We start from the raw sequence: 24,059 nt of genomic DNA, 5'->3' as shown, positions 1-24,059 counted from the left end.
TCGGAGCATTGCTGCGCATTGCGGAGGTGGAAGCATTGTCACCTCGCACCCATTTTCAGGACGTGGCGCTGGATCAACTGGTTGAGGAACTGGTCGACACCTACCGCCCCGATATGGAAGCAAGCGGCCATCTGCTCGTCACAGCGATAGCCCCCGCGATATGGACGATGGGCGATCGACGGCTGCTGCAACAGCTTGTCACCAATCTCCTCGACAACGCGCTTCGCCACACCCCCCCTGGGACGACGGTTCGCGTCGAGCTGGAGCGTGATGACGCCATTGCTCGCTTAACGGTCGCCGATGATGGACACGGTGTAGCACCCGAAGATGCGTCCCGGCTGTTCCAGCGGTTCGCGCGCGCGGAACGTAGCCGATCGTCGGAAGGTCATGGCCTGGGGCTGGCACTCGTCGCTGCGGTCGCGACCGCGCACCGGGGCACGGTTTCGCTGCTCGCGCCGCCCGGATTTGGGGTTGTCGTCGAACTACCAGTTGGGAAAAATGATGAAGATCGGCGACAGGCGCGAACTCCTGAGCAAGGTGCCGGCGATCACGCTGGGCTTCTGGATCATCAAGATTCTGGCGACGACGCTCGGCGAAACCGCTGGCGATACCGTCAGCATGTCGATGAACCTGGGCTATCTTGTCGGCACCGCGATCTTCCTGACGGCGTTGATTGCGCTGGTCTGGTGGCAGGTAGCGGCGACGCGCTTCCACCCGTTCCTCTATTGGGGGACGATCATCGCATCGACCACCGCGGGAACGACGATGGCGGATTTCGCCACACGGTCGTTGGGCATCGGTTATCCCGGAGGTTCGACCCTGCTGTTCGTATGCGTGCTGGCGTCCCTGTTCGCCTGGTATCGCACCCTGGGCTCGATCTCGGTCGATACCGTGCGGGAACCCAAGGCGGAGCTGTTCTACTGGCTCACCATCACCTTTTCGCAGACGCTCGGCACGGCGCTCGGCGACTGGACAGCGGATACCGGGGGCCTCGGCTATCTGGGCGCAGCAGCGATCTTCGGCGCGATGCTGGCGATACTCGCTGGCCTCTACTTCTGGACGAAGGCAAGCTGGATATTCCTGTTCTGGGCAGCGTTCATCCTGACCCGGCCGCTCGGCGCGGCCGTAGGCGATTTCCTCGACAAGCCGATCGCAAAGGGCGGGCTCGATTTCAGCCGTCCGCTTGCTTCGGCAGTGCTCGCGGCGGCCATCCTGGCCCTTATCCTGATCCTGCCACAACGCGCAAGCCAACATCCTGGTGAGAACGGGGCCGGGTAAATTGAACCGGTTTCTCGCCACGACACCCGACCATTGAAAGACTGCCTGTGTTCGATCGCCTAATCGAGTTCCTTAACGAAGCCGGCTACCTTGGAATTGCCGCGCTGATGTTTCTTGAAAATGTGTTTCCGCCAATCCCCTCCGAAATCATTATGCCCGCTGCCGGTTTTGGCGCGGGGCAAGGGCGATTGAATCTGTTCGGCGTGATCATGGCCGGCGCGGGCGGCTCGGTCGCGGGCGCGCTGTTCTGGTACTATGTTGGAAAGTGGATTGATGCCGATCGGCTGCGGCGCTGGGCCGAACGGCACGGGCGCTGGCTGACGCTTGCACCACGGGATATCGACCGCGTAGACCGCTGGTTCGATCGACATTCCGGTAAAGCCGTGTTGCTCGGTCGGCTCGTCCCGGCGCTGCGAACGCTGATCTCGGTACCAGCAGGCGTGTTCGGTATGAGTCTACCGCGTTTTCTGCTGTTCACGACGCTTGGGACCGCGCTCTGGACGACACTGTTAGCAGTGGCCGGCTACCTTCTTGAAGGGCAATACCGGATCGTTGCCGCCTACCTGAATCCGATTACCAACATCATCGTCGGGCTGGTGGTCGCCGCATATCTTTATCGTGTGGCGACGTGGCGTGCCACCTAAAGTCAAAACCGAACGGTTGTGACACCGAGAAACGGCGGCTTTCGACCGTTCCGATCTTGGAAGCTGTCTGGCGGGAAAGTCCCAAGGTCCGGCCATTCCACCGGCCATGAAGGACCGTGCGCCGATTGTCGCTCTTAGCCGAAGGACGGCTCCTGTCCGATCCGGACACTCGCTACAACCTTGGTGAACGACTTGGCTTGGTCGCGAACTGCCCTAAGGCCGCGTCGAAGCAATGGTGATATGCAAATTCACGTTCGTCATGTGCAGATTGCTGTGGATTATGGTAGACGCAGATAGATAGAAAAAAATTGTCAGAGCGGCGAAAATGGGCATCGCACCGCGCTGCTTTTTTGCTTGCGGGTACAATTGAGGGTATCCACACAAGTCATTTTCGACGACTAAGATTTTAAAACAATTGAGTAAATTCTCAATTCGAGTCCTCTTCTGGCACCATTTTTCATTTGTTGATAACGCTTGAGCATCGTCGTCCGGACGGTCCTCTCAGCGCGTCCTGTCTCGACGGTTCTCGCAGCCGCAGGGACTTTGGCGCTACTGGGTTGGCAGCACCCATGCGCGGCCTACGCGCCGCTACCCACCAACCGTCGATTGCTGCCCAGCCATCCGCGCCGATGCCACGCAGCATCCGTCGATGGCATGGCTTCACTCCGCCCAAAGCGATAACCGGCACGTCCGCCTGCCCCGCCAAGGCGGCAAAGCGCGCTCGCCCCAGGCTCGCGGCGCCGGGGTGCGATCGGGTTGGGAAGAGGGGTGAGAGCAATATGAGGTCCGCCCCGCACCGCCGCGCCGCGGCCATTTTCGCGCGCATCATGCGCGGCCATGCTATGCACCATCGGCCGCGCCAACTGCTGCGTGTCGCGCCCATGCCAGCCATCGGCCTGCCACGCGGCCGCCGTCTGCGCGTCGCTCGCGAGCAGCAGCACCAGCCGCCGCTGCCGCGCGATCCCCCGCACCGCCTCGAACAACGCCCGCCGCGCCTTACCCTCGGTCCGATAATGCCGGACCACAATGCCCGCCCGTCCCTTGGGCAAACGCGCCACCGCCGCCAGCAACGCCGCGTCCGCGATCCGCTCGTCGGTCATCAGCCAGATCGTCGGCAGTTTTTTGCGGTGGCGGCGGGTCATGACCCTGCCCTATAGCAGCGCGCATGACGACCGACAGCCCGCAAGCCGCCCTCCGCCTTTCCACTCTGCGCGACTCGATCGATCGGGCCGCCCGCCTGACCAATCGCAGCGGCGACGCCATCACCCTGATCGCCGTGTCCAAGACACAAGGGGCCGACGCCATCCGCCCGCTGATCGCGGCGGGCCAGCGGGTGTTCGGGGAAAATCGCGTGCAGGAAAGCCAGGAGAAATGGCCCGCCCTGCGCGAAGACCATCCCGATATAGCACTGCATCTCGTCGGCCAGTTGCAATCGAACAAGGCCGCCGATGCGGTTGCCCTGTTCGACGTCATCCACAGCCTCGATCGTCCCTCGCTCCTGACCGCGCTGGCCAAGGCGATGGACGCGGCCGACAAGCGCGTCCCCTGCTATATCCAGGTCAATATCGGGGCGGAGGCGCAAAAGGGCGGCTGCGCCATCGCCGACGTGCCCGCGCTGATCGCCGCCGCGCGCGATGCGGACATTCCCCTGCTCGGCCTGATGGCCGTGCCCCCTGCGGACGTCGAACCCGCCCCCTATTTCGCGCTGCTCGCAAAAATGGCGCGGGAAGAGGGCCTCCCGCGCCTGTCGATGGGTATGTCGGGCGATTATGAAACCGCCATCATGCTGGGCGCGACCGATATTCGTGTCGGCACCGCTCTGTTCGGCGATCGTCCAACCCCCGCCCGCCCTGTGCCCAAGAGCGGCCGGGGAATGATCAGAAACTCCCCCGCAACGTGATGCCATAGGTGCGTGGTTCGGCCAGATAGGCGGAGATCAACTGGTTGGCCATCGGCGCGCCCTGAGCGAATTGACCCGTGGTCGACGTGCCGGGGCTGCTGGACTGGAGCGGACTGCTGAACGCCACCTGGGTATAATCCTGGTTGAAGATATTCTGGCCCCACAATTCGATCGCCCAGCGCTGGTTCGGGCCACGCAGGCCGACGCGCGCATTGACGACGGCGAAGCCGTCCTGATTCTTCTCCGGGAACAGGTCAGACCCGGTGTTGAAGTCGCTGGTCATGCGGCCATCGACATAGAAGAGCGCCGAGAGGCCGCCTGAACCGATGTCCGGGGTCCACGCCGCGCTGGCGGTCGTCACCATCTTGGGCGCATTGCTGTTGATGGATCCGGGCAACAGGAACAGCGCCGGGTCGAGCGGCACGCTGCCATCGCCGCTGCCCACCAGACGGCTGGCGAACTTGGCTTCGGCATAGGTGAAGCCACCGGTCACCCGAAAATTGCGCGCCGGGGTGGCAGTCATTTCCAGTTCGACGCCCTGGCTGATCAGCCCTGGCCCCACATCGTCCGACCCGCACGTGCGCGCGGCCGACAGCGCGCTGTCGCAACCATTGATATTCTGCACGACGAAGCTGGTGCCGTTGAAGGTGTTCAGCTGGAAATTCTTGAACTCCTGACGGAAGGCGGCGACGTTCGCGCTCCATTTGGGCTGGCTGTATTTCAGGCCGATTTCAAACGCATCGACCTTTTCGGCGGCGAAGCGCAGACTGGTGACGTCGGCATTGGTGCGCGGCGCGAAGACGGCGGGAACGGCATTCAGCCCGGTCGATCCCAGCTGGAAGCGGTCAAGGTTGAAGCCGCCCGCCTTATAGCCCTTGGAATAGCTGCCATAGAGCAGCAGATCGTCGGTTGCCTTCCACGACAGGACCGCCGTGCCCGACAGTTCGCCGTCGCTGATCTTGTCATTGAGGTCGAGCGCATTGAGGCTGGTCGAAGCATTGCCAAGGCAGCCGAGGGTCAGGATGCCGCCCGCCAGCGTCGCTGCACTGCCCAGCGCCGGGTTGGTGGCAAGGCCCGGCAAAGCGGAGGACTGCAACGCCGCACACGTCGCGTTATTATTGTTGAGGTCCGCTGAAAAGCGCTTGCTTTCATGGGTGTAACGCAGGCCGAGCGTCAGATCGAGCCGCTTGGTCACGTGAATGATATTATGGGTGAAGATCGCCCAATTCTCGCTCTTCTGGCGATAGATCGACCCAACGTCGCCCGTGCCTGACGGGATCGCAGCCAATGCGCGCAGGCCATTGCCCAGGCCCGTCGAGATTGCGCCCGCTTGCCCCGCCGCAACTGGGGCTGGCAGTCCGGCGCTGATCAACGCCGCGGTCAGCCCGGCATTGAGATTGGCCTGCGTCCCCGCGATCAGCGGCTGGGTGGCCAGGCCACTGCCGCAAGCCGCAAGTTGCTGTGCGGTGAAATTGCTGTTCACCCCGGCGCCTGCCATCAGGCGGCAGGCGGCAAAGCGGCCATAGTCCGCCCCGAAGCGGATATTGTCCTGCAAGGTCAGCCGTTCATTGGCGTAATAGCCGCCAACCAGCCAGTCGAGCGCGTCGTTGAACGCCGACCCCTGCGCACGCAATTCCTGGGTGAAGGTCTTGAACTGGCGATAGGTGCCCGGATCGCGATAGAGAAGATCGGCGCGATTATAGTCATAATCGCCATAATCGCTGGACTTGTAATCGCGATAGGCGGTGATGCTGGTCAGCGCCACGCCGCCGAGGTCGTAATTGATCTCGCCCGAAACGCCCCAGTCCTTCAATTTACTCACATAGTCGCGGCCCGGCGTGATCGTCAGGTCGCGGTCATAGGGGTCGGCGGGAATGACGCTGCCCTGTCCGGCCAGGATCGCCGCGATCCGGTTGAACGGCGCATCGGTGAAGCCACCGCCTGCGGCGGGGCGACGCTCCCGCGCTTCGGTATAGGTCGCGCCGCAGCAGCTTTCATCGCGGTTGGTATAATCGCCGATCAGGCGGATCGACAGATCATCATTGGGTTCGATCAGCGCCTGCCCGCGCAAGAAATAGCGGTCGCGATCATTGGTATCACCGACCTTCTCCCCCGCCGTATCGCGCAGCGTGAAGAAGCCGTCGCGCTTGGACCATACGCCATCCAGGCTGAGCGCGATGCCGTCCGCCACCGGCCCGGTCACGCGGCCCGACAACCGCCAATAATCATAATTGCCATAGGTGATCTCACCCTTGGCATGGAAGGTCTGTTCGGGGGCCTTGCTGATGATGTTGATGAGGCCCGCCGATGCATTACGGCCAAACAAAGTGCCCTGCGGCCCGCGCAGCACTTCGACCCGTTCGATCTCGCCCAGTTCGTTGAGGCCCGCGCCCGTGCGCGAACGATAGACGCCGTCGATGAACACCGCGACCGAACTTTCGAGGCCGGGATTGTCGCCGACCGTGCCGATGCCGCGGATACGCGCCGATGCATTGGCTTCGGACCCGGTGGAGGAAACGAGCAGCGAGGGGGCAAGCTGGTTGAGCGTGCGGATGTCGCTTGCGCCGCTATTCTGCATCGCCTGCGCGCTGACCGCCGACACGGCGATCGGCACGTCCGACAGCGCACTGGCGCGGCGGGTGGCGGTGACGATGATTTCCGCTGAGTCCTGCTCGGCGGCGGCCTGCGGTGCCGCACTGTCCTGCGCCTGCGCGCCGGTCGCACCCATGACGAGCGCAATCACCGCAGCGGTCGATGCCCAAAGGCTCTTGTTGGTCATGATGGTCAATCCTCTCCTGCCCGCGCGGCTTTTTGCCGGGTCGGGACGTGCGGGTGATTATGCTGCCACAGCAGGGTGAAGGCAAGAGACCCTAGCATTTCTGCGCTTTTTTGCGGATGCGGTGACAGAATATTCATGCTCTGTTGCTTATCGGCAACGGCTTAATTTCCGGTTTCCGTAGCGTCGCTTTACGATAACGGAAAGCGCAGCATTCGGTCCGCAACCGGCACCAGCGCGGCTGCACCCGGCCCCACGGCCCGGCGAATCTCGCCATGGTCCGCATCCAGCCCGCCAGTCAGGGCTCCCAGCGCAGGCAGAATCAGCTTCGTTTCCGACGCAACGAAGCAGCGCCGCGCCACATGGCGCCCGCGCAGCGACAGGCGCAGCTTGGGGTGGAAGTGACCGGATATTTCGGGCCGCACATCATCGCGCGCCGCCTCATGCCGCAGCCAGACCCCCTCGACCAGCGCTTCGGCGACCCGTCGCCCGCCCGGCATCGCCGCCATGCCGACATCATGATTGCCCGTGATCCAGGTCCACTCCAGCCGCTGCGTCAGCGCATCGAGCCGGGCGCGCGCCTGCGGATCCAGCCGCGCCGCGCCATCGGCATCGTGGAAACTGTCGCCCAGCGACCAGACCGCCCGCGCACCCGTGCGCGCGACCAGCGCCTCGATCACGTCCAGCGTCGCTTCGCTGTCATGGGGGGGCAGGAACTGACCGAAACGGGCATACCAGCTCGCCTTTTCGAAATGCAGGTCGGCAACCAGCAAAGCGCCCTGCGCCGGCCAGAACAGCGCGGCTTCGGGCAGCGCGAGGAAAGCATGACCAGCGAACGAAAGGGGAACCATGCCCCTGCCTATGCGCCTGTCCGTGGCCGCTTTCAAGAGGCCGCCCAAAGCCCTATAGGCCACCCCCATGTCCTATACCGTCGCTGCCCTCTACCGGTTCGCCACATTCCCCGATCCCGACGCCATTGCCGCCGATCTGCGCGCGCGCTGCGCCGATCTTGGCACCTGCGGCACGCTGATCGTCGCGCGCGAAGGGATTAACGGCACCGTGGCGGGCAGCGCCGAGACAATCGCGCCGCTGGTCGCCCATATCCGCACCCTGCCCGGCTGCGCCGACCTCGACGTCAAATATTCGACCGCCACCAGCGCGCCCTTCGCCCGGATGAAGGTCAAGGTGAAGCCGGAGATCGTCACGCTAGGCGTCGACGACCTTGACCCCGCGAGCCAGGCGGGCACGCATCTCGGCCCCGCCGAATGGAATGCGCTGATCGCCGACCCCGACACGATCCTCATAGACACGCGCAACGCCTATGAAGTCGCGATCGGCACGTTCGAGGGCGCGATCGATCCTGAAACCCGCGCCTTTCGCGATTTTCCCGGCTGGTTCGACGATTTTGCCCAAAATCTGCGCGATCAGGGCCGGACGCCCAAGATCGCGATGTTCTGCACCGGCGGCATACGCTGCGAAAAATCCACCGCGCTGGTGAAGGCGCGCGGCTTTGACGAGGTCTATCATCTCAAGGGTGGCATATTGCGCTATCTAGAGGAAATGCCGGAGAGCGAAAGCCGCTGGCAGGGCGATTGCTATGTCTTCGATGAGCGGGTCGCGGTGGGCCATGGCCTCACGCTCGGCGACTATAGCACCTGCCGCGCTGTGGCCTGCCCTATCCCAATGATGCCGAGCATATATGCGAGGCCGATGGGTCAGGGGTGTGGCCGCATCGGGGCTAAGCTGGCGTCTCGACCAACTCCGCAATCTCGAAGCTATAGCTTTTCCACCCCCGCATCCGCGCGCCATCCTCCGCCGCTGTCCGCTTCTTGCGCGCCTCGGCCAGCGAACGCGCGTGGCCCCAGAACGCCTCCGTCTTGCCATTGTCGAGCAAGGCGACGATCCGCCAATAATGGGTGAAGGGGTCCGCCGTCGGCCCGATCGTCTTGACATAGCCGTCCGCCATCGTGGCCGTCAGATAGCGTTTTTTGCGCGCCATGCGCCCTACCCCGTATAGCGATGCAGCCCGGCCCCATGCGCGCGCAGCCACGCGCGCGCAGGCTTGGGGTCGGCACCATAAATGCGCGCATGGGCGGCGTGGAACGCCGGGCTGTGGTCCATGTGCAGCAGATGCGCCAATTCATGTGCCACCGTCGCGCGCCGCACGTTGGGCGGGCACAGGATCAGCCGCCAGCTATAGCGGATCGCGCCCGACGACGTGCAACTGCCCCAGCGGCTGCGCGGATCGCCCACGCCCACTGACGCAACGATCAGCCCATGGTCGCGCGCCAATTCTTGCGTCTCGGTCTCCAACACCGCTTTGGCCCGCCGCACCAGCCAGCGCAGCACCCGCGCACTGACCGATTCCGCCGCGCCGCCCAATAGCAGCCGGTCGCCCTCCAACCGGATCGTCCGGCTCGCGCCCGCCTCCCAACAGATACGCACCTCGCGCCCCTCCAGCGGAAAGACCGCGCCATCGATCAGCGGCGTCAACACAGGCTGCCGCGCGAGTTGCTGCCGCACCCAACCCTCATGATCCTGCGCCCAGCCCAGCGCCCGCTTCAAATTCGCGCGCACCGGCATCGACAGACGCAATTCACCCCGCGTCCCGTCAATCGTCAGCCGGTAAGCGCGCGCTCGTGCCGACCGTCGCACCCGTACCGGCATCGGAACGCCGTCGATCAGGATCGCGGCGTCGGGATCAGATGTCCCGGTCGACAAGATGATTCTCCCAGTCGCCCGCATCGGCCTCCGCCACGGTCCAGCCGCGCACCGATTCGCGCGCCCGATGCACCGATTCCCGGTCGCCCGACAGCAGATAATGCCAGTCGGGCAGCGGCAACCCCTCCCCGCGCAGCCGATAGGCGCAGGTGCGCGGCAACCAGCTGATCTGGCGTACGTTGGCCGGAGTCAGCCGCACGCAATCGGGCACGAACTTGCGCCGATTCTTATAATTACTGCACTGGCCACTTTGCCGGTCGAGCAGGCGGCAAGCGACATTGGTGGGATAGATGCGCCCGCTATCCTCATCTTCGGCCTTGTGCAGGCAGCATTTGCCGCACCCGTCGCACAAGGCTTCCCATTCAGCGCGGTCGAGCTTGTCGAGCGGCTTTTCCCAGAACGGCGTCACTTGATCCATTTTTCCAGAAACGCCAGCACTGTGTCGGGCGCGCCCTCATCGACTTTCGGCGTGCTGGGGTCATCCACCGGCACCAGCGCCATCGGCTTGCCGTCGGGATCGAACAGATAGGGTGTGCGGCTATGCCCGACCAGATAGTCGCTCATGCCCGGCTCGCCTTCCTTATTGTAGATGACGACGAAATCCTTGGCGACCTTGGCGATCTGTTCGGGCGTACCGGTCAGGCCGACGAGACGGGGATGGAACGCCGCGACGTAGGTTTTCAGAACGGCCGGCGTGTCCCGCTGGGGATCGACGCTGATCAGGATCGGCTGCACTTGTGCGGCGCGCTCGGGCGCAGCCTTTTCGAATTGAGCAAAAGCCTGCATGATCCGTTGCAGATCGACCGGGCAGACGTCGGGGCAATAGGTATAGCCGAAATAGACGAGCCGATACTGGCCCTTATAATCCTCCCAGCGCGCAGGCTTGCCATCCTGATCGGTCAGGGTGAAGGGCGCGCCGATCCGCGCACCGACCAGTTCGCCCTGCACGCTGTCCCCGCTTGATGCATTGCCCCCGCCGCCCATATTACAGGCAGCCAATAGGGCGAGACAGGGCAGGGTGAGGAGCATCCGGGCTTTGTTCATGGCGTGGCCAGCCATGCCCTGCTAGGGATGGATTTGCAAATGCAACGGGGCGCGACGATGAAGACCAAGTTTGTTTCCGCTATGATGACCATGATCGCGCTGGCGCTTTTGGTGCCCGGCCCCGCCCAGGCGCAATTTTCCGACGCCTATAATTTCCTGAAGGCGGTGAAGGACAAGGATGGGGAGAAGGTCACCGACCTGATCCAGAAACCCGGCTCCACCGTCATCAACAGCCGCGACATCAACAGCGGTGAAAATGCCCTGCATATCGTGGTCGCGCGCCGCGACGCGACCTGGCTGTCCTTCCTGCTCGCCAAGGGCGCGAACCCCAACCTGACCGACAGCGACGGCAATACCCCGCTGATGGACGCGGTACAGGGCCGGTTTGAGGAGGGTGTACAGACGCTGCTCGCCAACAAGGCGCAGGTCGACAAGACCAATGGCAGCGGCGAAACCCCGTTGATCCGCGCCGTGCAATTGCGCGACCTCGGCCTGGTCCGCCTGCTGGTGGCGCAGGGCGCCAACCCCGACAAGCGCGACAGTATCGCCGGCATGTCCGCGCGCGACTATGCCGCCCGCGACGGCCGCACCCCCGGCCTCATCGAAGCCCTCGCCGCCGCCAAGCCTGCCGCCAAGCCCGCAGGCCCAGTGCAGGGTCCGGTTTTCTGATAGCGAGCTAGGCTGGTCTCCCTTCCTCCGTTCGCCCTGAGCCTGTCGAAGCCTGTCCTGAGCGCCTGCCTTAACAGGCAGTCGAAAGGGGCTTTTCTTCTTATTGAGGACGAATGGCAGGGCTTCGACAAGCTCAGCCCGAACGGATTTTCGGGTAGCTCATTTCCCCCTTACCAGCCGATCTCCGCGGCATGGTCCGGGTCGTTGATCGCGGTCAGCCGCCGCGCGGCCCTGCGGGCGAAGCGCAGCGTCTCCGCCTTGCGCCGCGCCGCCGCCAGCGGTTCGATCGGCGCGGGCCGTACCAGCTCAGCATCATATTGATCGGCGACGATCAACCCGGTGCGCGCGGGCCATAGCGCTTCGCTGTCGAACAAAGACAGGTCGAACCCCATTGGCACCGCCCAGAAATAGCGGTCGCAATAGTCGAAATAGTCGGGCCATTTCATGTCGCCGAGCAAGTCGGCGCGGCTGCACTTGATTTCGACGATGGTCAGCCGCCCAGCCCCATCGATCGCCATGATGTCGGCACGCCGCCCGTTGGGCAGCGGCACTTCCATTATCCCGCTCATGTCGTGGCGGAAGAACAGGCGCAGCGTCCCCCGCGCTACCGCCAGCGCCGTGCCGTCGGTCAGGGAGGAACAAGTCTCGGTCAGGGCTGCGGTCATGCGGCAATCATAGAACAAGGCAGGAACAAAAGAAAAGGCCGATTCGAAAAAATCCGAACCGGCCTTTTTTGATGTGTACCGAAATGTGCCTCAGCACATTCCGCAATACTCAGCGATAGAAGATATGATTGTCGATCATCGCCAGCTTCGCCTTGCCCCAGCCCGGCGAAACGCGGCGGGCGTGAAAGAAGAGCGCGCCTTCGGCCCGGCTGTCCCAGCTGTCGGTCATCGCGATCTTGGCGATGGCGACGGCTTGGCGCCAGCTGCGGCTTTGCGTGCGGATCGGCGGCATACCACCGCCGCGCACGAAGCTGAACTGGCTGGGCTGATACACGACGCCGCACAGGCTGTTGGCGAACCGGCCGGACTCGGCGCGGTTGATGATCACGCGCGCAACGGCCAGCTGGCCTTCCAGGCTTTCGCCCTTGGATTCGAAATAGACCGCTCCGGCGAGGCACTGCATCTCGCCGTCAAGCTGTTCGGGCGCGCCATGGGCGTCGACCAGCGCAGCGAGGCTATCGGCCTGCATCTCCGAAAAAGTGGAAGAATTATGATCGGCCTTGGGGGCCGTAGCCAAAGGCTGCACGATCTCGCGCGGCGCGGCAAAAGTTACGGCGGGCTTGGAACCGGCCGAAGGCGCCATGGTCAGCGCATCGTCCCTGGAGAGGGACACCGAAGAGGGGATGGATTCACCCGCCATCGACATATCGGACGCCGTGACCGCGGCAGCGGCGGACAAGGCAAAGGCCGCGATGATCGCAGCTCTTAGACGAAAACTCATTTTTACTCAAAAACATGCGGTTCTTGGCCGGAAACGTCGTCTTTTTTAACCCACTTTGTCCGACGACCGGCCGCCCCCCGTCTGCGTGTTTACCGCGCCCGCCCCCCTTGGACGATTGCGGCAACCTGCGCGTTCAGCGTGGGCGGGCCTCTGCACGGGCCATTGCGCTATGTCAACGATCAGCAGATTGTTTCAGCGGCGAACCGTTCCGCTTCCGGGATGTCGAGTTCGATCACCCACAGGTCGGGGTCCGACCTGCGACGCCGCTCGACATAAGCAGACATGGCCTGCGCACCGTCGTCGGGATCAGGTCCACAGCGCATCAACGCATAACCGCCGGTAAAGTTCGATACCCGCTCGAACAGCCCGGTTTCGCGCCCCTTTTCCAGCGCTTGGACCAGAATAACGCCGCTGATGTCGTCACCCTTGACCAGGATCGTGGCAAAGCCGCCATCCGCCGCCGCCCGCCGTCGCAAAGCGCCGATCAGCATCGCGCTGGTCAGCCGGGCGGGGGGCTGCTCAGCCACGATATCCCGGGAGCGACGAAAGGGGGAATTGAGAGCGCATGAAGGTGCCGGTGCCCCGCCCGACCTCTTCGCCATGCGAATCGACCAGGCTGGCTTCGGCGACATAAACGCGGCGCTTGCCGCTGATCCAGCGGCCCTCGGCGCGGATTCGCCCCGGCGCAATCGGCCGGGTGAAGAGCAGGTTGAAGGCGGTGGTGAGCAGGAATCGATCGCTCACCAGGCTGTTGGCGGCATAGAAGGCCGCATCGTCCAGCATCTTGAAATAGACCGTGCCATGCACCGCGCCAGCGGCATGGAACTGGCTCTCGTCGACATCGAAGTCGATGGTGCAGCGCCCCGGCTCGCTGATTGCGATCTCCGACCGGAACAGCTGGTTGATCGGCGCGGAGCGGTAGAGATTTTCGAGCGCCCGGAAATGCGCGGTTTCGCCGCTGTCCGGTGCGCCAACCGCCGCATGCATGTCAGGCTGCGTCACGCGCCCCGCCACCAGACAGCAAGGCGTGCAGTGCAGCGGTCGAGCGCGCGCCACGCAACCGGGCAATCTGCGCCTCGTCGCGCAGGTAGCGCGACACCCGCGCCAACGTCTTCAAATGCTCTGCCCCGCTATCGACCGGCGACAGCAGCGCAAAGACGATATCGACCGGCAGATCATCGACCGCATCGAAGGGTGCAGCCGGATCGAGCAGCACGACGATGCCGCACATCTTGTCGAGACCGGCAATCTTCGCATGGGGAATGGCGACACCGCCGCCAAAGCCGGTGGACCCCAGCCGCTCGCGATCGAACAGCGCATCAGCGACCATGTCCGCGTCCAGCCCATAAGCACCCGCCGCGAGCACAGCGATCTTCTGGAACAACTGCTTCTTGCCGTTCACCGACAGGCCCGTGGCGAGCGCGTCTGGCGAAACGATATCGTTGAAATGCACCATCACATATCCGATCCGACCGAGCCGCGCCCAGTCGGGGACATTACGCGCTTATGCTCGGGGAATTAAAGCCCGGCCCCTTAAGCCGCCTGCACCCTTAGGTCAACAGGCGGCCCTTGGGCCGGGCGGCGTTCAACTCGCCTGGATACGCGGTTCGACCCAGCCGATCGTCCCGTCATTGCGGCGATAGACCATATTATAGGCCGCCGTTCCGGCATTGACGAACAACAGCGCATTGGTGTTGCGCAGGTCCAGCATCATCACGGCGTCCGATACGCTGGCTTCGGGAATATCGACACGGGTTTCCGCGACGATCAGCGGCGCATCCGCCACGTCCTCCTGCTCGTCCGCAGGTGAAGCAAAGATGGTGTAGCCCGCGCCATCGATATCATCGATGCTGAAGCTGCTCACCCGCTGCGCTTCGGCAGCAACGGCCTGGCCGTGACGATCCTTCAGGCGGCGCATATAGCGGCGCAGCTGCTTTTCGATGCGCTCGGCCGCCTGGTCGAAGGACGGATGCGCCTCCTGCGCTTCGCCCGCCCCTTTCAGGATCAGGCCGGTCATCACATGGCAGACGATGTCGCAGTGAAAGGCACCGTGCGGGGCCGGTCGAAAGGTCACATGCGCGGAGATTGTGCGGGAGAAATATTTCTCGGCTATCGCTTCCATCCGGGTCGCGACATGCTCCTTGAGCGCTTCGCCCGTATCGACCTGATGCCCGGAAACACGAATATCCATAAGCCTTCTCCTTGTTTTTGCGGGCCGCAGGACGCGGCCCGGTTGACATGGGGGCATGGGCGCGGAGTGTCAGTCCGGCTATGCCCCCTCCAGCCAGAGCGGCTTGTCGAGCGTCGCGATAAACGCCGCATGCCGTTCCAGCTCCGTCGCGCTCGCCGCAAAGACGCGCGCGGGACGAACAGGGCGAACTGCGGCCTGCGCCGCGAGTTCCGCCCCAAACTCTTCTTTTGCTGCCTCCTGTGCCAGACCCAGGCCGATCTGACGGCCACCGGTCAATTCGATATAAAGCTGCGCCAGCAATTCGGCATCGAGCAGCGCGCCATGTTTGATGCGATGGCTGCGGTCGATGCCATAGCGGGTGCAGAGCGCGTCCAGGCTGTGCTTGGCGCCGGGATGCATCGTCCTTGCGATCGCGACCGTGTCGATCATCCGGTCGAGCGACACTTCACCCCGCCCGCACAACCGCAATTCATGGTTGAGGAAGCCGAAATCGAAGCGCGCATTATGCGCGACCAACGGGCTGTCCTCCAGAAAGGCGAGCAGTTCGACGACGCCGCTGGCGAACAGCGGCTTATCCGACAGGAAATGGCTCGACAGGCCGTGCACAGCCTCGGCGGCGGCGGGCATGTCGCGCTGGGGGTTGTAATATGCGTGGAAGGTCCGGCCGCTGGGCACACGATTGATAAGCTCGATACAGCCGATCTCGACCATTCTGTCGCCGGATGCCGGGTCAAATCCCGTCGTTTCGGTATCGAATATAATCTCGCGCATCGCCCTCTTCATATCGACTCTGTGGGCTAACCCTTATCTGCCTGTCTTGCGGCCAAGGCAAGCGACCAGACGTCGCACCTGCGCGCGCGTTTCGGCAAAGGTCGTGCCGGTCTGGATGATATGATCGGCGCGACGGCGCTTCTCGGCGTCGGGGGTTTGCAAATGCACGATCTGGCGGAATTTGGCGATCGTCATACCCGGTCGCGCCAGGACGCGCTTGCGCTGCTTCCACGCGGGCGCAGTCACCACGATCACGCCCGCCAACCGCTTCTGCCCGCCCGTTTCGAACAGCAAGGGAATGTCGAGCAGCACGAATTTGCGCGATCTGTGGCGGCGCAGGAACCGGCTGCGCGCCTCGCGCACCGCCGGATGGACGATCGCTTCGAGCGCTTTGCGTTCGTGCGGATGCCCGAACACCGCCGCGCCCAGTTTCGCGCGATCCACACCCTTGGGGCCGGTCGTACCAGGAAAACGCGCCTCGATTGCGGGCAGCAGTGCCCCGCCCGGCCCCTGCAGCCGATGCACCTGCGCATCAGCGTCGAACACCGGCACGCCTTCCCGGGCGAACATCGCCGCGACCGCCGACTTGCCCATGCCGATCGATCCGGTCAGGCCATAAATCTTCATCAGTCCGCCGCGAGCAACAACGCGCGCAGGTCAGCGTCCAGTTCGCGGGGCGCTTGCGCATCGAAGAAAATATCGAAGGCCAGCGCCGCCTGCCCGATCAGCATTTCCAGCCCATCGAGCGTCTTGAGGCCACGATCCCGCGCCGCCTTGAGCAATCCCGTCTCCAACGGCGCATAGACGATGTCATAGACCGTCGCGCTGGGCGGCAATGGCGTCAGGTCCAGATCCAGCACCGGCTGCCCCACCATGCCGAGCGAGGTCGAATTGACGAGCAGGTCGACGGCCGGCAGGGACTCGCCCATGCCGATCACCGCACCCTTCACCCCGGCATGGTCGAGCATCGCCTGCGCCTTGGCCGCATCGCGCGCCATGACTGTGATGTCGGGCACGCCAAGCTGGTGAGCGCGAACAATATCGCCCGCGCCGCACCGCCCGCGCCGATCAGCACCGCGCTGCGCCCCTTCCACCGGTCGCGAAGCAAGGGCTGGAGGAAGCCGCCCGCATCGGTATTGGTGCCAATGAGCGGCCCACCGGTCTCGCTGGCGATCGTGTTCATCGCCCCGATCCGCTCGCGCACCCCGCCCGGATCGTCGGTAAAATCCATCACCGCCATCTTGTGCGGAATGGTGACATTGCACCCCAGCCAATCGGGGTCGGCCCGCCGCTGCAGGAAATAGCTCGCCAGCCCGTCGGGCGTCACATGAGTCTTGCGATATTCCGCCTCGATATCCAGCGCATTGAGCCAGAAATTATGGATGAGCGGCGATTTGCTGTGCGCGATCGGATCGCCGATCACTTCGGCATAGGGCAGGGTATCGGTCATGCCGCTAGAACGCCCCGCACGCGCAAAAAGTCAAGCAAGGGCAACAGCGGCAAGCCCTGGATCGCGAACTGGCTGCCTTCGACCTTGGCGAACAATTGCGCACCCGGTCCCTCGATCCGGTAGCAGCCCACGCACCACCGGCATTCGTCCCAGTCGCCATCCAGATAAGCGGCGATGAAGGCGTCAGACAAAGGCCGCACCGTCATCCGCACTCGCTCGATATGCCGCCAGATCGGCTCGCCATTCAGCACGATCACCGCCGCACTGTGCAGATGATGCACCCGCCCTGACAGCAGGCGCAATATGCGTTCGGCATCCGCGCGATCGACCGCCTTGTCGATCATCATGCCCTGTTCTTCGCCGCCATCCAGGCTCAGTGTCTGGTCGCATCCCAGCACCAGCGCGCCCGGCACCCGGCGCGACACTTTGCGCGCCTTCAACTCGGCCAGCGCATCGGCCAGGGCGCGCGCATCCAGCCCATCGGCGCGCAACGCCTCCTTGGCCGCATCCTCGTCCACGCCGGGCGACAGCGCCTCGAACGGCACCTGCGCCGCACTCAGCAGCGCGCGGCGGCTTGCGCTCTGCGACGCCAGCACGATCATGCCCAAAACCTCATAAAGCGTCGCCTTCCGCCAATTCCCGGTCGTTGAACAGGTTGATGATCGCCGCTGCCGCTTCCTCGATCGACCGGCGGGTCATGTCGATCACCGGCCAGCCATTGTCGGCGAACATGCGCCTGGCAAAGGATAATTCCGCCTGCACCTTGTCATTGTCGACATAGGCGGTTTCGGGCGCCTGGTTGAGCGAAAGCAGCCGGTTGCGGCGGATCTGGATCAGCCGTTCGGGACCGACGGTCAGCCCTACGACCAACGGATGTTTGAGGCTGTAGAGATTTCGCGGCGGCGGCGATTCCGGCACCAGCGGAATATTGGCGGTCTTATAGCCGCGATTGGCGAGGTAGATCGACGTCGGCGTCTTGGACGCGCGCGACACGCCCGCCAGCACGATGTCGGCCTCCTCCCAATTTTCATGCCCCACCCCGTCATCATGGGCGATGGTGAACTGAATCGCCTCGATCCGGGCGAAATAGGCTTCGTCGAGCACATGTTTGCGCCCCGGCCGGGTGCGGGTTTCCTGCCCCAATATGTTGGACAGCGCATCGGCCACGCTGTCGAGCGCCGCGACATGGGGCAGGCCGAGCGCACGGCAGCGTGCCTCCAACCGCTTGCGCAGCAGATGATTGGTCAGGGTAAACAGGACCAGTCCCGGATTGGCGGCAATCTCTTGCATGATCCGATCGAGATGGACTTCGGATCGCACCATCGGCCAGAAATGGCGGATCGCATCGACATTTTCGAACAGACCGATCGCCGCCTTGGCGATATTCTCCAGAGTCTCGCCGGTGGAGTCTGAAAGCAGGTGGAGATGGATGCGCGCCATGGCCTGTATCTCTGTGCATAGGCTGTGGATAAAGCAAGGGACGAAATGGGGAGGAATGGACCCATAATTTTCGCTCCACGCTGTCCAGACTCTTATCCACAGGCCCCCAACAGACCCGCTTTTCCGTCCACAACCTGTGGATAATGGGGATAAGTCAGGGGACTCGGACGGGCAAGGCAGGGCGGATCGGAGTCAAGCTGTTGGCAAAAGCGGGCACAACGAATAAACCCCGCTGCCAACGCCCCTACTATCTCCAACATTCCTATTTGAATCTTAATAGAAGAGAAGAGAGTCCGATGCCCTTCGACCCGATGGCCGACCCCGTGGCCAAGCCGCTCCTTGGCGTCCTGCGGGGGGAACGCCCCGCCGTGCCGCCCATGTGGCTGATGCGGCAGGCCGGGCGTTATCTGCCCGAATATCGCGCGCTGCGGGCCGAAAAAGGCGGCTTTCTCGAACTCGTCTATGACAGTGCGGCGGCGGCCGAAGTCACGCTCCAACCGCTGCGCCGTTTCGGCTTCGACGGTGCGATCCTCTTTTCCGACATATTGATCGTCCCCTATGCGATGGGGCAGGATCTCTGGTTCGAGACCGGCGAAGGCCCGCGTCTCGCCCCGATCCTCAGTGACACCGACCTCTCGACCCTGAAACCCGATTTCAGCCGTTTCGAGGCGGTCTATGAGACGGTGCGGCAGGTGAAGGCAGCCCTCGACCCCTCCGTCACCTTTTTGGGCTTTGCAGGCAGCCCCTGGACCATCGCCACCTATATGGTCGCGGGCCAGGGCAGCAAGGATCAGGGCGCGGCCCGTCGCCTCGCTTATGGCGATCCCGCCCGCTTCGGTGCGCTCATTGATGCAATCGTCGATGCGACCGTTACCTATCTGTCAGGCCAGATCGAGGCCGGGGTCGAAGCGGTGCAATTGTTCGACAGCTGGGCCGGCAGCCTCGCCCCGCTCCAGTTCGAACGCTGGGTCATCGCGCCCAATGCCGCGATCGTGCGCCGGTTGAAGGCGCTCCATCCCACTATCCCGATCATCGGCTTTCCCAAGGGCGCGGGCGCGAAACTCGCCGATTATGCCGCGGGCACGGGTGTCGATGCGATCGGCGTCGATGAAACCGTCGATCCCCACTGGGCCAACCATGTGCTGCCGCAAGGGATGCCGGTGCAGGGCAATCTCGATCCGCTGGCCCTCATCGCCGGCGGCCACGCGGTCGAGCAAGCCGTGGACAATATCCGCGCCGCCTTCGCCGACCGGCCGCACATCATGAACCTTGGCCATGGTATTTTGCCCGACACCCCCATTGCGCATGTCGAAGCATTGCTTAGCTATGTGCGGCAGGAGGAACATGTCTGATGGCCTATCTCGGTGCTGCCTATCTCTGGGTGAAGGCTGCCCATCTCATCTTCGTCATCTTCCTGATGGCGGGGCTGTTCATGATACCGCGCTTCTTCGTCTATCATCAGGAAAGCGCCGTCGGCTCGGACGAGGATCGCAAATGGATCGACCGTGAACAGCGTTTGCTCAAGATCATCCTCAACCCGTCGCTCGTGCTGGTGTGGGTCTTGGGCCTGATGCTGATGGTGGAAATCGGCGCGTGGAGCTTTGGCTGGTTCCACCTCAAACTGCTCTTCGTCATCGCCCTGTCGGCCTATCATGGCTGGATCGCCAGCTATGCCAAGAAGCTCGCCAGGGGCCAGCGCACGATGACCGACCGCCAATTGCGCCTGCTCAACGAAGTCCCCGGCGTCGCAGCGGCGGTGATCGTCATCGCGGTGATCGTAAAGCCGTTCTGATCCTCCCCAGCGGGACGCTCGATACCGTAAAACCAACCCCACCCCCGTTCGGGCTGAGCCTGTCGAAGCCCCCTTCTTCTTCATGAAGAAAAGCCCTTCGACAGGCTCAGGGCGAACGGAATATGGCTTGCACCTACGCTCCAAAACCCAGCAAAATAGCCCTATTAGATAGTTAGCTAACTATCGAAAGCGCTAAATTGGCTCGACCGCAATATTGTCGATCAGCCGCGTCGTGCCGAGCTTCGCCGCCCCCAACAATCGGGCCGGACGGTCCAGCACCGTCATCGGCGCCAACGTCGCGGCATCGCACAAAGCGACATAGTCGATCGGCCCGAACCCGCTATTTTCCAATATAATCATGGCTTTGGCGGTCGCAGATTCGACACTCTCGCCCTTCTCCATCAACCGCTTGGCCTCGCCCAAAGCGCGCGGCAGCGCCAGCGCGGCCTTGCGTTCCGCGTCGCTCAGATAGGCATTGCGGGACGAGAGAGCGAGGCCATCTTCGGCCCGCTGGGTCGGCAAACCGATAATATCGATACCTATGTCCAGGTCGCTGTTCGCTTGGCGGATCACCGCCAGTTGCTGATAGTCTTTTTCGCCGAAAATCGCGACGTCGGGCCGCACCTGGTTGAACAATTTGAGGACCACGGTGGCGACGCCATCGAAATGGCCCGGCCGCGCCGCGCCATCCAGCCCCTCGCTCACCCCCGACACGCTGACATTGGTAGAAAAGCCTGTCGGATACATGACCTCGACCGACGGCAGCCATAACAGGTCCACGCCCGCCGCCGCCAGCATCGCGGCATCCTTCGCCTCGCGCCTTGGATAGGCGTCCAGATCCTCGGTGGGGCCGAATTGTTTGGGATTGACGAAGATCGACACCACGACATGCCGCCCATGCCGCTTCGCTTCCTCGACCAATGCCATATGCCCGTCATGCAAAGCGCCCATGGTCGGCACCAGCGCCAACGGCTTTCCGTCGGCTTTCAGCGCCGCGACGGCAGCGCGAAGGGCGGGCAGGTCAGACAGGGTTTGCACGGGGGGAACGGCTCCGATAAGGGCAGGGGGACAAACGGTCGACCTGCTAGGCTGCGGCCTTGGCGACCGTCAAGAATCATTGCGACAATCAACGGGGTTATCAAGGTCCAATGGCCAATTCGCAGCCGCATCTCATCGTCTTCGCCAATGAAAAGGGCGGCACCGGCAAGTCGACCACGGCGGTCCACACCGCGATCGCGCTGACCGTGCTGGGGCATAATGTCGGCATGATCGATCTCGATCCGCGCCAGCGCACCGTCACCCGCTATCTGGAAAACCGCGCCGAAACCGCGCGCCGCCGTCAGATCGACTTGCCCGCGCCCGACTTTGCAGTGCTGAAAGGTGATACGATCGAAGCGTTGGACGCCGAAGTCGCCGCCCTGTCGGACGGCAAGGATTTCCTGATCGTCGACACCCCCGGCCGCGACGATGTCTTTGCCCGTCACATGGCCGCCCGCGCCAATACGCTGGTCACGCCGATGAACGACAGTTTCGTCGATTTCGATCTGATCGGCCAGGTCGATGCCGAAAGCTTCAAGGTCCGTCGCCTGTCCTTCTATTCCGAACTCATCTTTGAAGCGCGCAAGACCCGAGCCAAGGCGGATGGCGTGTCGATCGACTGGGTCGTGCTGCGCAACCGGCTCCAGCATCATGACGCCCGCAACAAGAAGCGGGTCGGCGATGCGCTGATGGAATTGTCGCGCCGGGTCGGTTTCCGCGTCATTCCAGGCCTGTCGGAACGCGTCATTTTCCGCGAACTCTTCCCCTCGGGCCTCACCCTGCTCGACAAGGGGCATCTGGGTGAACTGGGTATCAGCCACATCGCCGCGCGGCAGGAATTGCGTGAAATGGTGTCGGGCCTTGCCCTGCCGACCCGCGAAGGCGCGGTGCCGGTGGAACTGCTCGGCGCGGCCTGATGGGCTGGCTGGCACTGCTGCTCGTGGGCCTTGCCGGTTGGCTGATCTGGACCGGAAGGCTGCAACGCATGACGGCAAAGGATGGCATGGCGCTTGGCGCAGCACTGGTTGGCGCGGTGCTGGCGGCCAAGGGCAAGCCCGTGATCGGCGCACCGGTGCTGATCGGTGCCGCGCTCTTTCTCCTGCGCCAATATAAGCCCCGCCGCCGTCCGCCGCCTGCCTCGCCGCAGCGCCGGATCGATGATCTCGCCCAGGCGCGCGCGCTATTGGGGGTTACGCCCGATGCCGATCCCGCCGCCATCCGTGCCGCCCATCGCCGCTTGATCGCCTCGGTCCATCCCGACAAGGGCGGCACCGAAGCGCTGGCGGCGCAGATCAATGCCGCGCGCGATCTGTTGCTGGCCGACCGGCAGCAGGGGTGAGCCATCACTTCCACCCGACGCTGCTGCGCGACTATGATTTGCGCGGGACGGTCGGGAAAACGCTCGACGCCGCCGACGCCTGGGCCTTGGGCCGCAGCTTTGGCACCATCATCGCGCGGGCAGGGGGATCACGGATCGCGGTCGGCTATGATGGCCGGCTCAGTTCCCCCATGCTGGAGGCCGCGCTGGTCGACGGGTTGACCGCCAGCGGCGTCGATGTGCTGCGCATCGGCCTCGGCCCAACCCCCATGCTTTATTATGCCGAAGCGGTCTGTGAGGTCGATGGCGGCATTCAGATAACCGGCAGCCATAATCCCGGCGACCAGAATGGCTTCAAGCTGGTGCAGAACCACGCGCCTTTTTTCGGCGCGGACATCGTTCGGTTGGGGCAAATGGCGGCGGCGGGCGACTGGGACGGCGTGGCAGGGCGGGCCGACACGATCGCCCTGATGGACGGCTATGTCGCCCGGCTGATGCAGGACTTTGACGGTCGCGCCTGGCGCATCGGCTGGGACGCGGGCAATGGCGCGGCCGGGCCAGTGGTCGATAAACTCGTGCAATTGCTGCCGGGTGAGCATCACCGGCTCTTCACCCAGATAGACGGCAATTTTCCCAACCATCATCCCGATCCCTCCGTGGAGGCGAACCTTGCCGATCTGCGCGCGCTCGTCCTCGACAAGCAGCTCGATTTCGGTGTGGCTTTCGATGGTGACGGCGACCGGATCGGCGTGATCGACGGGCTGGGCCGCACCATCGCGGGCGACCAACTGCTCGGCCTGTTCGCGCAGGATCTGCTCGAAACCCATCCCGGCGCGCAGATTATTGTCGATGTGAAGACCAGTCGGGCCGTGATCGATCGCATCGCGGCGCTGGGCGGACAGCCCGACATCTGGAAAACTGGCCATAGCCATATCAAGTCCAGAATGAAGCAGACTGGCGCCTTGCTCGCGGGCGAGATGACCGGGCATCTGTTCTTCGCCGATGACTATTATGGCTATGACGACGGCCTCTATGCCGCGACCCGGTTGATCCGCGCCGCGAGCGGGGCAGGGGGCAGCATCACCGACCGGCGCAGCGCGATGCCCGCGATGGCGGTGACGCCCGAACTGCACATCCCCGTCGATGATGTGCGCAAATTCACCGTGATCGCTGAGGTTTGTGCGCGGCTCAGAGTGATGGGTGCGGATATGAACGCGATCGATGGCGCGCGTGTCACCACCGCCGACGGCTGGTGGTTGCTGCGCGCCTCCAATACCCAGGCGGCGCTGGTGGCGCGGGCGGAATCGGCCGATGCGGCGGGATTGGCGCGACTGATTGCCGAAATTGATTCGCAGCTTGCGCAATCGGGACTCGATTCGGTCGAAATCTGACTATTTTGCTCCCAAACCCGACCGCCCGGATTCCTTTCCGATCCCGGTTTCCGCTACGGAATGTAAATTCCATGCCAACGATTGCATGAAACGCAATCAGGCGTGTCCGTTTCGCATTTGCAACAAAGCCATCTGACTCGCAAAAGGAACGGGCCTTTCAGGCATCCTCTCCTAAAACTTTACAAGCCGT

27 protein-coding genes and 4 pseudogenes are annotated in these 24,059 nt (G+C 63.6%); 11 read left to right on the top strand and 20 right to left on the bottom strand.

The genetic code is table 11. The annotated features are described in order from the left end of the window. Positions 1–38: 38 nt before the first annotated feature. A complete protein-coding gene (locus tag BF95_RS29090; RefSeq protein ID WP_235209702.1) occupies positions 39–230 on the bottom strand; it encodes a hypothetical protein in 192 nt (63 codons plus the stop codon). Between BF95_RS29090 and BF95_RS29085 the strand changes: the two are divergent. The 3 genes and pseudogenes from BF95_RS29085 to BF95_RS12055 form a co-directional block, all read left to right on the top strand. Beyond that, positions 168–431, top strand: a pseudogene (locus BF95_RS29085) (sensor histidine kinase); the annotation flags it as partial. The gene BF95_RS29090 and the pseudogene BF95_RS29085 sit on opposite strands and share 63 nt — an antisense overlap. Positions 432–501: 70 nt before the next feature. Next, positions 502–1,278, top strand: a complete 777-nt coding sequence (locus BF95_RS12060) for a COG4705 family protein (RefSeq protein ID WP_043151663.1) — start codon at positions 502–504, stop codon at positions 1,276–1,278. Between the two features lie 47 nt (positions 1,279–1,325). After that, the gene (locus BF95_RS12055) at positions 1,326–1,922 is read left to right on the top strand and encodes a DedA family protein (protein WP_043151646.1); all 597 of its coding nucleotides are present in this window, start codon (positions 1,326–1,328) and stop codon (positions 1,920–1,922) included. A 598-nt stretch (positions 1,923–2,520) separates the two neighbouring features. Here the strand turns inward: BF95_RS12055 and BF95_RS12050 are convergent. Beyond that, positions 2,521–3,064: pseudogene (locus BF95_RS12050) on the bottom strand (thiamine phosphate synthase); the annotation flags it as partial. A gap of 23 nt (positions 3,065–3,087) precedes the next feature. Between BF95_RS12050 and BF95_RS12045 the strand changes: the two are divergent. Next, positions 3,088–3,822: a YggS family pyridoxal phosphate-dependent enzyme gene (locus BF95_RS12045; RefSeq protein WP_043151645.1), complete on the top strand. Its 735-nt coding sequence runs from the start codon at positions 3,088–3,090 to the stop codon at positions 3,820–3,822. Here BF95_RS12045 and BF95_RS12040 read toward each other — a convergent pair. Continuing rightward, on the bottom strand, positions 3,800–6,601 hold the full coding sequence (locus tag BF95_RS12040) for a TonB-dependent receptor (protein WP_043151644.1): 2,802 nt from the start codon (positions 6,599–6,601) through the stop codon (positions 3,800–3,802). The two genes, BF95_RS12045 and BF95_RS12040, sit on opposite strands and share 23 nt — an antisense overlap. Before the next feature lie 188 nt (positions 6,602–6,789). Continuing rightward, positions 6,790–7,449 carry a ligase-associated DNA damage response endonuclease PdeM gene (gene pdeM / locus BF95_RS12035; RefSeq protein ID WP_043151642.1) on the bottom strand — a complete coding sequence of 220 codons (660 nt, stop codon included), beginning with the start codon at positions 7,447–7,449 and terminating at the stop codon, positions 6,790–6,792. Between the two features lie 67 nt (positions 7,450–7,516). Here pdeM and trhO point away from each other — a divergent pair. After that, positions 7,517–8,167 (top strand): annotated as a pseudogene (gene trhO / locus BF95_RS12030) (oxygen-dependent tRNA uridine(34) hydroxylase TrhO); the annotation flags it as partial. A 169-nt stretch (positions 8,168–8,336) separates the two neighbouring features. On the opposite strand, the gene BF95_RS26390 reads toward trhO, so the two are convergent. From BF95_RS26390 to BF95_RS12015, 4 genes are read right to left on the bottom strand one after another with little or no spacing between them, the layout of a single operon-like run. Continuing rightward, the gene (locus tag BF95_RS26390; protein ID WP_081764139.1) at positions 8,337–8,597 is read right to left on the bottom strand and encodes a hypothetical protein; all 261 of its coding nucleotides are present in this window, start codon (positions 8,595–8,597) and stop codon (positions 8,337–8,339) included. A 5-nt stretch (positions 8,598–8,602) separates the two neighbouring features. Then, positions 8,603–9,343 carry a M48 family metallopeptidase gene (locus BF95_RS12025; RefSeq protein WP_081764138.1) on the bottom strand — a complete coding sequence of 247 codons (741 nt, stop codon included), beginning with the start codon at positions 9,341–9,343 and terminating at the stop codon, positions 8,603–8,605. Further along, positions 9,300–9,737, bottom strand: a complete 438-nt coding sequence (locus BF95_RS12020; RefSeq protein WP_043151640.1) for a YcgN family cysteine cluster protein — start codon at positions 9,735–9,737, stop codon at positions 9,300–9,302. Before BF95_RS12020 ends, BF95_RS12025 begins: the two co-directional genes overlap by 44 nt. After that, complete coding sequence (locus BF95_RS12015) at positions 9,725–10,378, bottom strand: SCO family protein (RefSeq protein ID WP_043151638.1); 654 nt, start codon at positions 10,376–10,378, stop codon at positions 9,725–9,727. The genes BF95_RS12020 and BF95_RS12015 overlap by 13 nt, the downstream gene beginning before the upstream one ends. A gap of 42 nt (positions 10,379–10,420) precedes the next feature. Here BF95_RS12015 and BF95_RS12010 point away from each other — a divergent pair, with 42 nt between their 5' ends. After that, the gene (locus BF95_RS12010; RefSeq protein ID WP_152542680.1) at positions 10,421–11,032 is read left to right on the top strand and encodes an ankyrin repeat domain-containing protein; all 612 of its coding nucleotides are present in this window, start codon (positions 10,421–10,423) and stop codon (positions 11,030–11,032) included. 170 nt (positions 11,033–11,202) lie between these two features. Here the strand turns inward: BF95_RS12010 and BF95_RS12005 are convergent, their stop codons facing one another. The 11 genes and pseudogenes from BF95_RS12005 to BF95_RS11955 all read right to left on the bottom strand — a co-directional run bounded on the left by BF95_RS12005 (position 11,203) and on the right by BF95_RS11955 (position 18,330). After that, a complete protein-coding gene (locus tag BF95_RS12005; protein ID WP_043151661.1) occupies positions 11,203–11,697 on the bottom strand; it encodes an MmcB family DNA repair protein in 495 nt (164 codons plus the stop codon). 109 nt (positions 11,698–11,806) lie between these two features. Further along, positions 11,807–12,478 carry a cell wall hydrolase gene (locus tag BF95_RS12000; RefSeq protein WP_043151636.1) on the bottom strand — a complete coding sequence of 224 codons (672 nt, stop codon included), beginning with the start codon at positions 12,476–12,478 and terminating at the stop codon, positions 11,807–11,809. A 179-nt stretch (positions 12,479–12,657) separates the two neighbouring features. Continuing rightward, positions 12,658–12,969 (bottom strand): DUF1491 family protein, encoded by a 312-nt coding sequence (locus tag BF95_RS11995; protein ID WP_051519979.1) that lies wholly within the window; start codon positions 12,967–12,969, stop codon positions 12,658–12,660. Positions 12,970–12,997: 28 nt separating this feature from the next. Continuing rightward, complete coding sequence (locus BF95_RS11990) at positions 12,998–13,465, bottom strand: PaaI family thioesterase (protein ID WP_051519975.1); 468 nt, start codon at positions 13,463–13,465, stop codon at positions 12,998–13,000. A 1-nt stretch (position 13,466) separates the two neighbouring features. Continuing rightward, the gene (locus tag BF95_RS11985; RefSeq protein WP_043151634.1) at positions 13,467–13,934 is read right to left on the bottom strand and encodes a PTS sugar transporter subunit IIA; all 468 of its coding nucleotides are present in this window, start codon (positions 13,932–13,934) and stop codon (positions 13,467–13,469) included. Between the two features lie 129 nt (positions 13,935–14,063). After that, positions 14,064–14,669 (bottom strand): ribosome hibernation-promoting factor, HPF/YfiA family, encoded by a 606-nt coding sequence (gene hpf, locus BF95_RS11980; protein WP_043151633.1) that lies wholly within the window; start codon positions 14,667–14,669, stop codon positions 14,064–14,066. 78 nt (positions 14,670–14,747) lie between these two features. Then, positions 14,748–15,440: a DNA polymerase III subunit epsilon gene (gene dnaQ, locus BF95_RS11975; protein WP_043151632.1), complete on the bottom strand. Its 693-nt coding sequence runs from the start codon at positions 15,438–15,440 to the stop codon at positions 14,748–14,750. A 33-nt stretch (positions 15,441–15,473) separates the two neighbouring features. Continuing rightward, positions 15,474–16,067 (bottom strand): dephospho-CoA kinase, encoded by a 594-nt coding sequence (coaE, locus tag BF95_RS11970; protein ID WP_043151631.1) that lies wholly within the window; start codon positions 16,065–16,067, stop codon positions 15,474–15,476. Continuing rightward, positions 16,067–16,890: pseudogene (gene aroE / locus BF95_RS11965) on the bottom strand (shikimate dehydrogenase). The gene coaE and the pseudogene aroE overlap by 1 nt, the downstream one beginning before the upstream one ends. Then, positions 16,887–17,492 carry a Maf family protein gene (locus tag BF95_RS11960; protein ID WP_043151630.1) on the bottom strand — a complete coding sequence of 202 codons (606 nt, stop codon included), beginning with the start codon at positions 17,490–17,492 and terminating at the stop codon, positions 16,887–16,889. The pseudogene aroE and the gene BF95_RS11960 overlap by 4 nt, the downstream one beginning before the upstream one ends. A 10-nt stretch (positions 17,493–17,502) precedes the next feature. Continuing rightward, positions 17,503–18,330 carry a pyruvate, water dikinase regulatory protein gene (locus BF95_RS11955; RefSeq protein WP_043151628.1) on the bottom strand — a complete coding sequence of 276 codons (828 nt, stop codon included), beginning with the start codon at positions 18,328–18,330 and terminating at the stop codon, positions 17,503–17,505. A gap of 296 nt (positions 18,331–18,626) precedes the next feature. Between BF95_RS11955 and hemE the strand changes: the two genes are divergently transcribed. Further along, positions 18,627–19,682 (top strand): uroporphyrinogen decarboxylase, encoded by a 1,056-nt coding sequence (hemE, locus tag BF95_RS11950; protein ID WP_043151627.1) that lies wholly within the window; start codon positions 18,627–18,629, stop codon positions 19,680–19,682. Continuing rightward, a complete protein-coding gene (locus BF95_RS11945; RefSeq protein WP_043151626.1) occupies positions 19,682–20,122 on the top strand; it encodes a CopD family protein in 441 nt (146 codons plus the stop codon). The genes hemE and BF95_RS11945 overlap by 1 nt, the downstream gene beginning before the upstream one ends. Positions 20,123–20,314: 192 nt before the next feature. Here the strand turns inward: BF95_RS11945 and panC are convergent, their stop codons facing one another. Then, positions 20,315–21,160: a pantoate--beta-alanine ligase gene (panC, locus tag BF95_RS11940; RefSeq protein ID WP_043151625.1), complete on the bottom strand. Its 846-nt coding sequence runs from the start codon at positions 21,158–21,160 to the stop codon at positions 20,315–20,317. 110 nt (positions 21,161–21,270) lie between these two features. On the opposite strand from panC, the gene BF95_RS11935 reads away from it, so the two are divergent. Genes BF95_RS11935 through pgmG form a run of 3 tightly spaced genes read left to right on the top strand, consistent with a single transcriptional unit; the run spans position 21,271 to position 23,869 of the window. Further along, entirely contained in the window at positions 21,271–22,077 is an 807-nt protein-coding gene (locus BF95_RS11935) for a division plane positioning ATPase MipZ (RefSeq protein ID WP_043151624.1), read from the top strand. Continuing rightward, positions 22,077–22,499, top strand: coding sequence for a J domain-containing protein (locus BF95_RS11930; RefSeq protein ID WP_043151623.1), 423 nt, complete (start codon positions 22,077–22,079; stop codon positions 22,497–22,499). Before BF95_RS11935 ends, BF95_RS11930 begins: the two co-directional genes overlap by 1 nt. Further along, the gene (pgmG, locus tag BF95_RS11925; protein ID WP_043151622.1) at positions 22,496–23,869 is read left to right on the top strand and encodes a phosphoglucomutase/phosphomannomutase PgmG; all 1,374 of its coding nucleotides are present in this window, start codon (positions 22,496–22,498) and stop codon (positions 23,867–23,869) included. Before BF95_RS11930 ends, pgmG begins: the two co-directional genes overlap by 4 nt. Positions 23,870–24,059 lie beyond the last annotated feature (190 nt).

It is taken from the genome of Sphingobium sp. Ant17, assembly GCF_000588875.1.
In the GTDB taxonomy this organism is placed as follows: Bacteria; Pseudomonadota; Alphaproteobacteria; order Sphingomonadales; family Sphingomonadaceae; genus Sphingobium.
The sequence above is the reverse complement of the archived record's forward strand: the minus strand, read 5'-3'. Positions and strand labels throughout refer to the sequence as shown.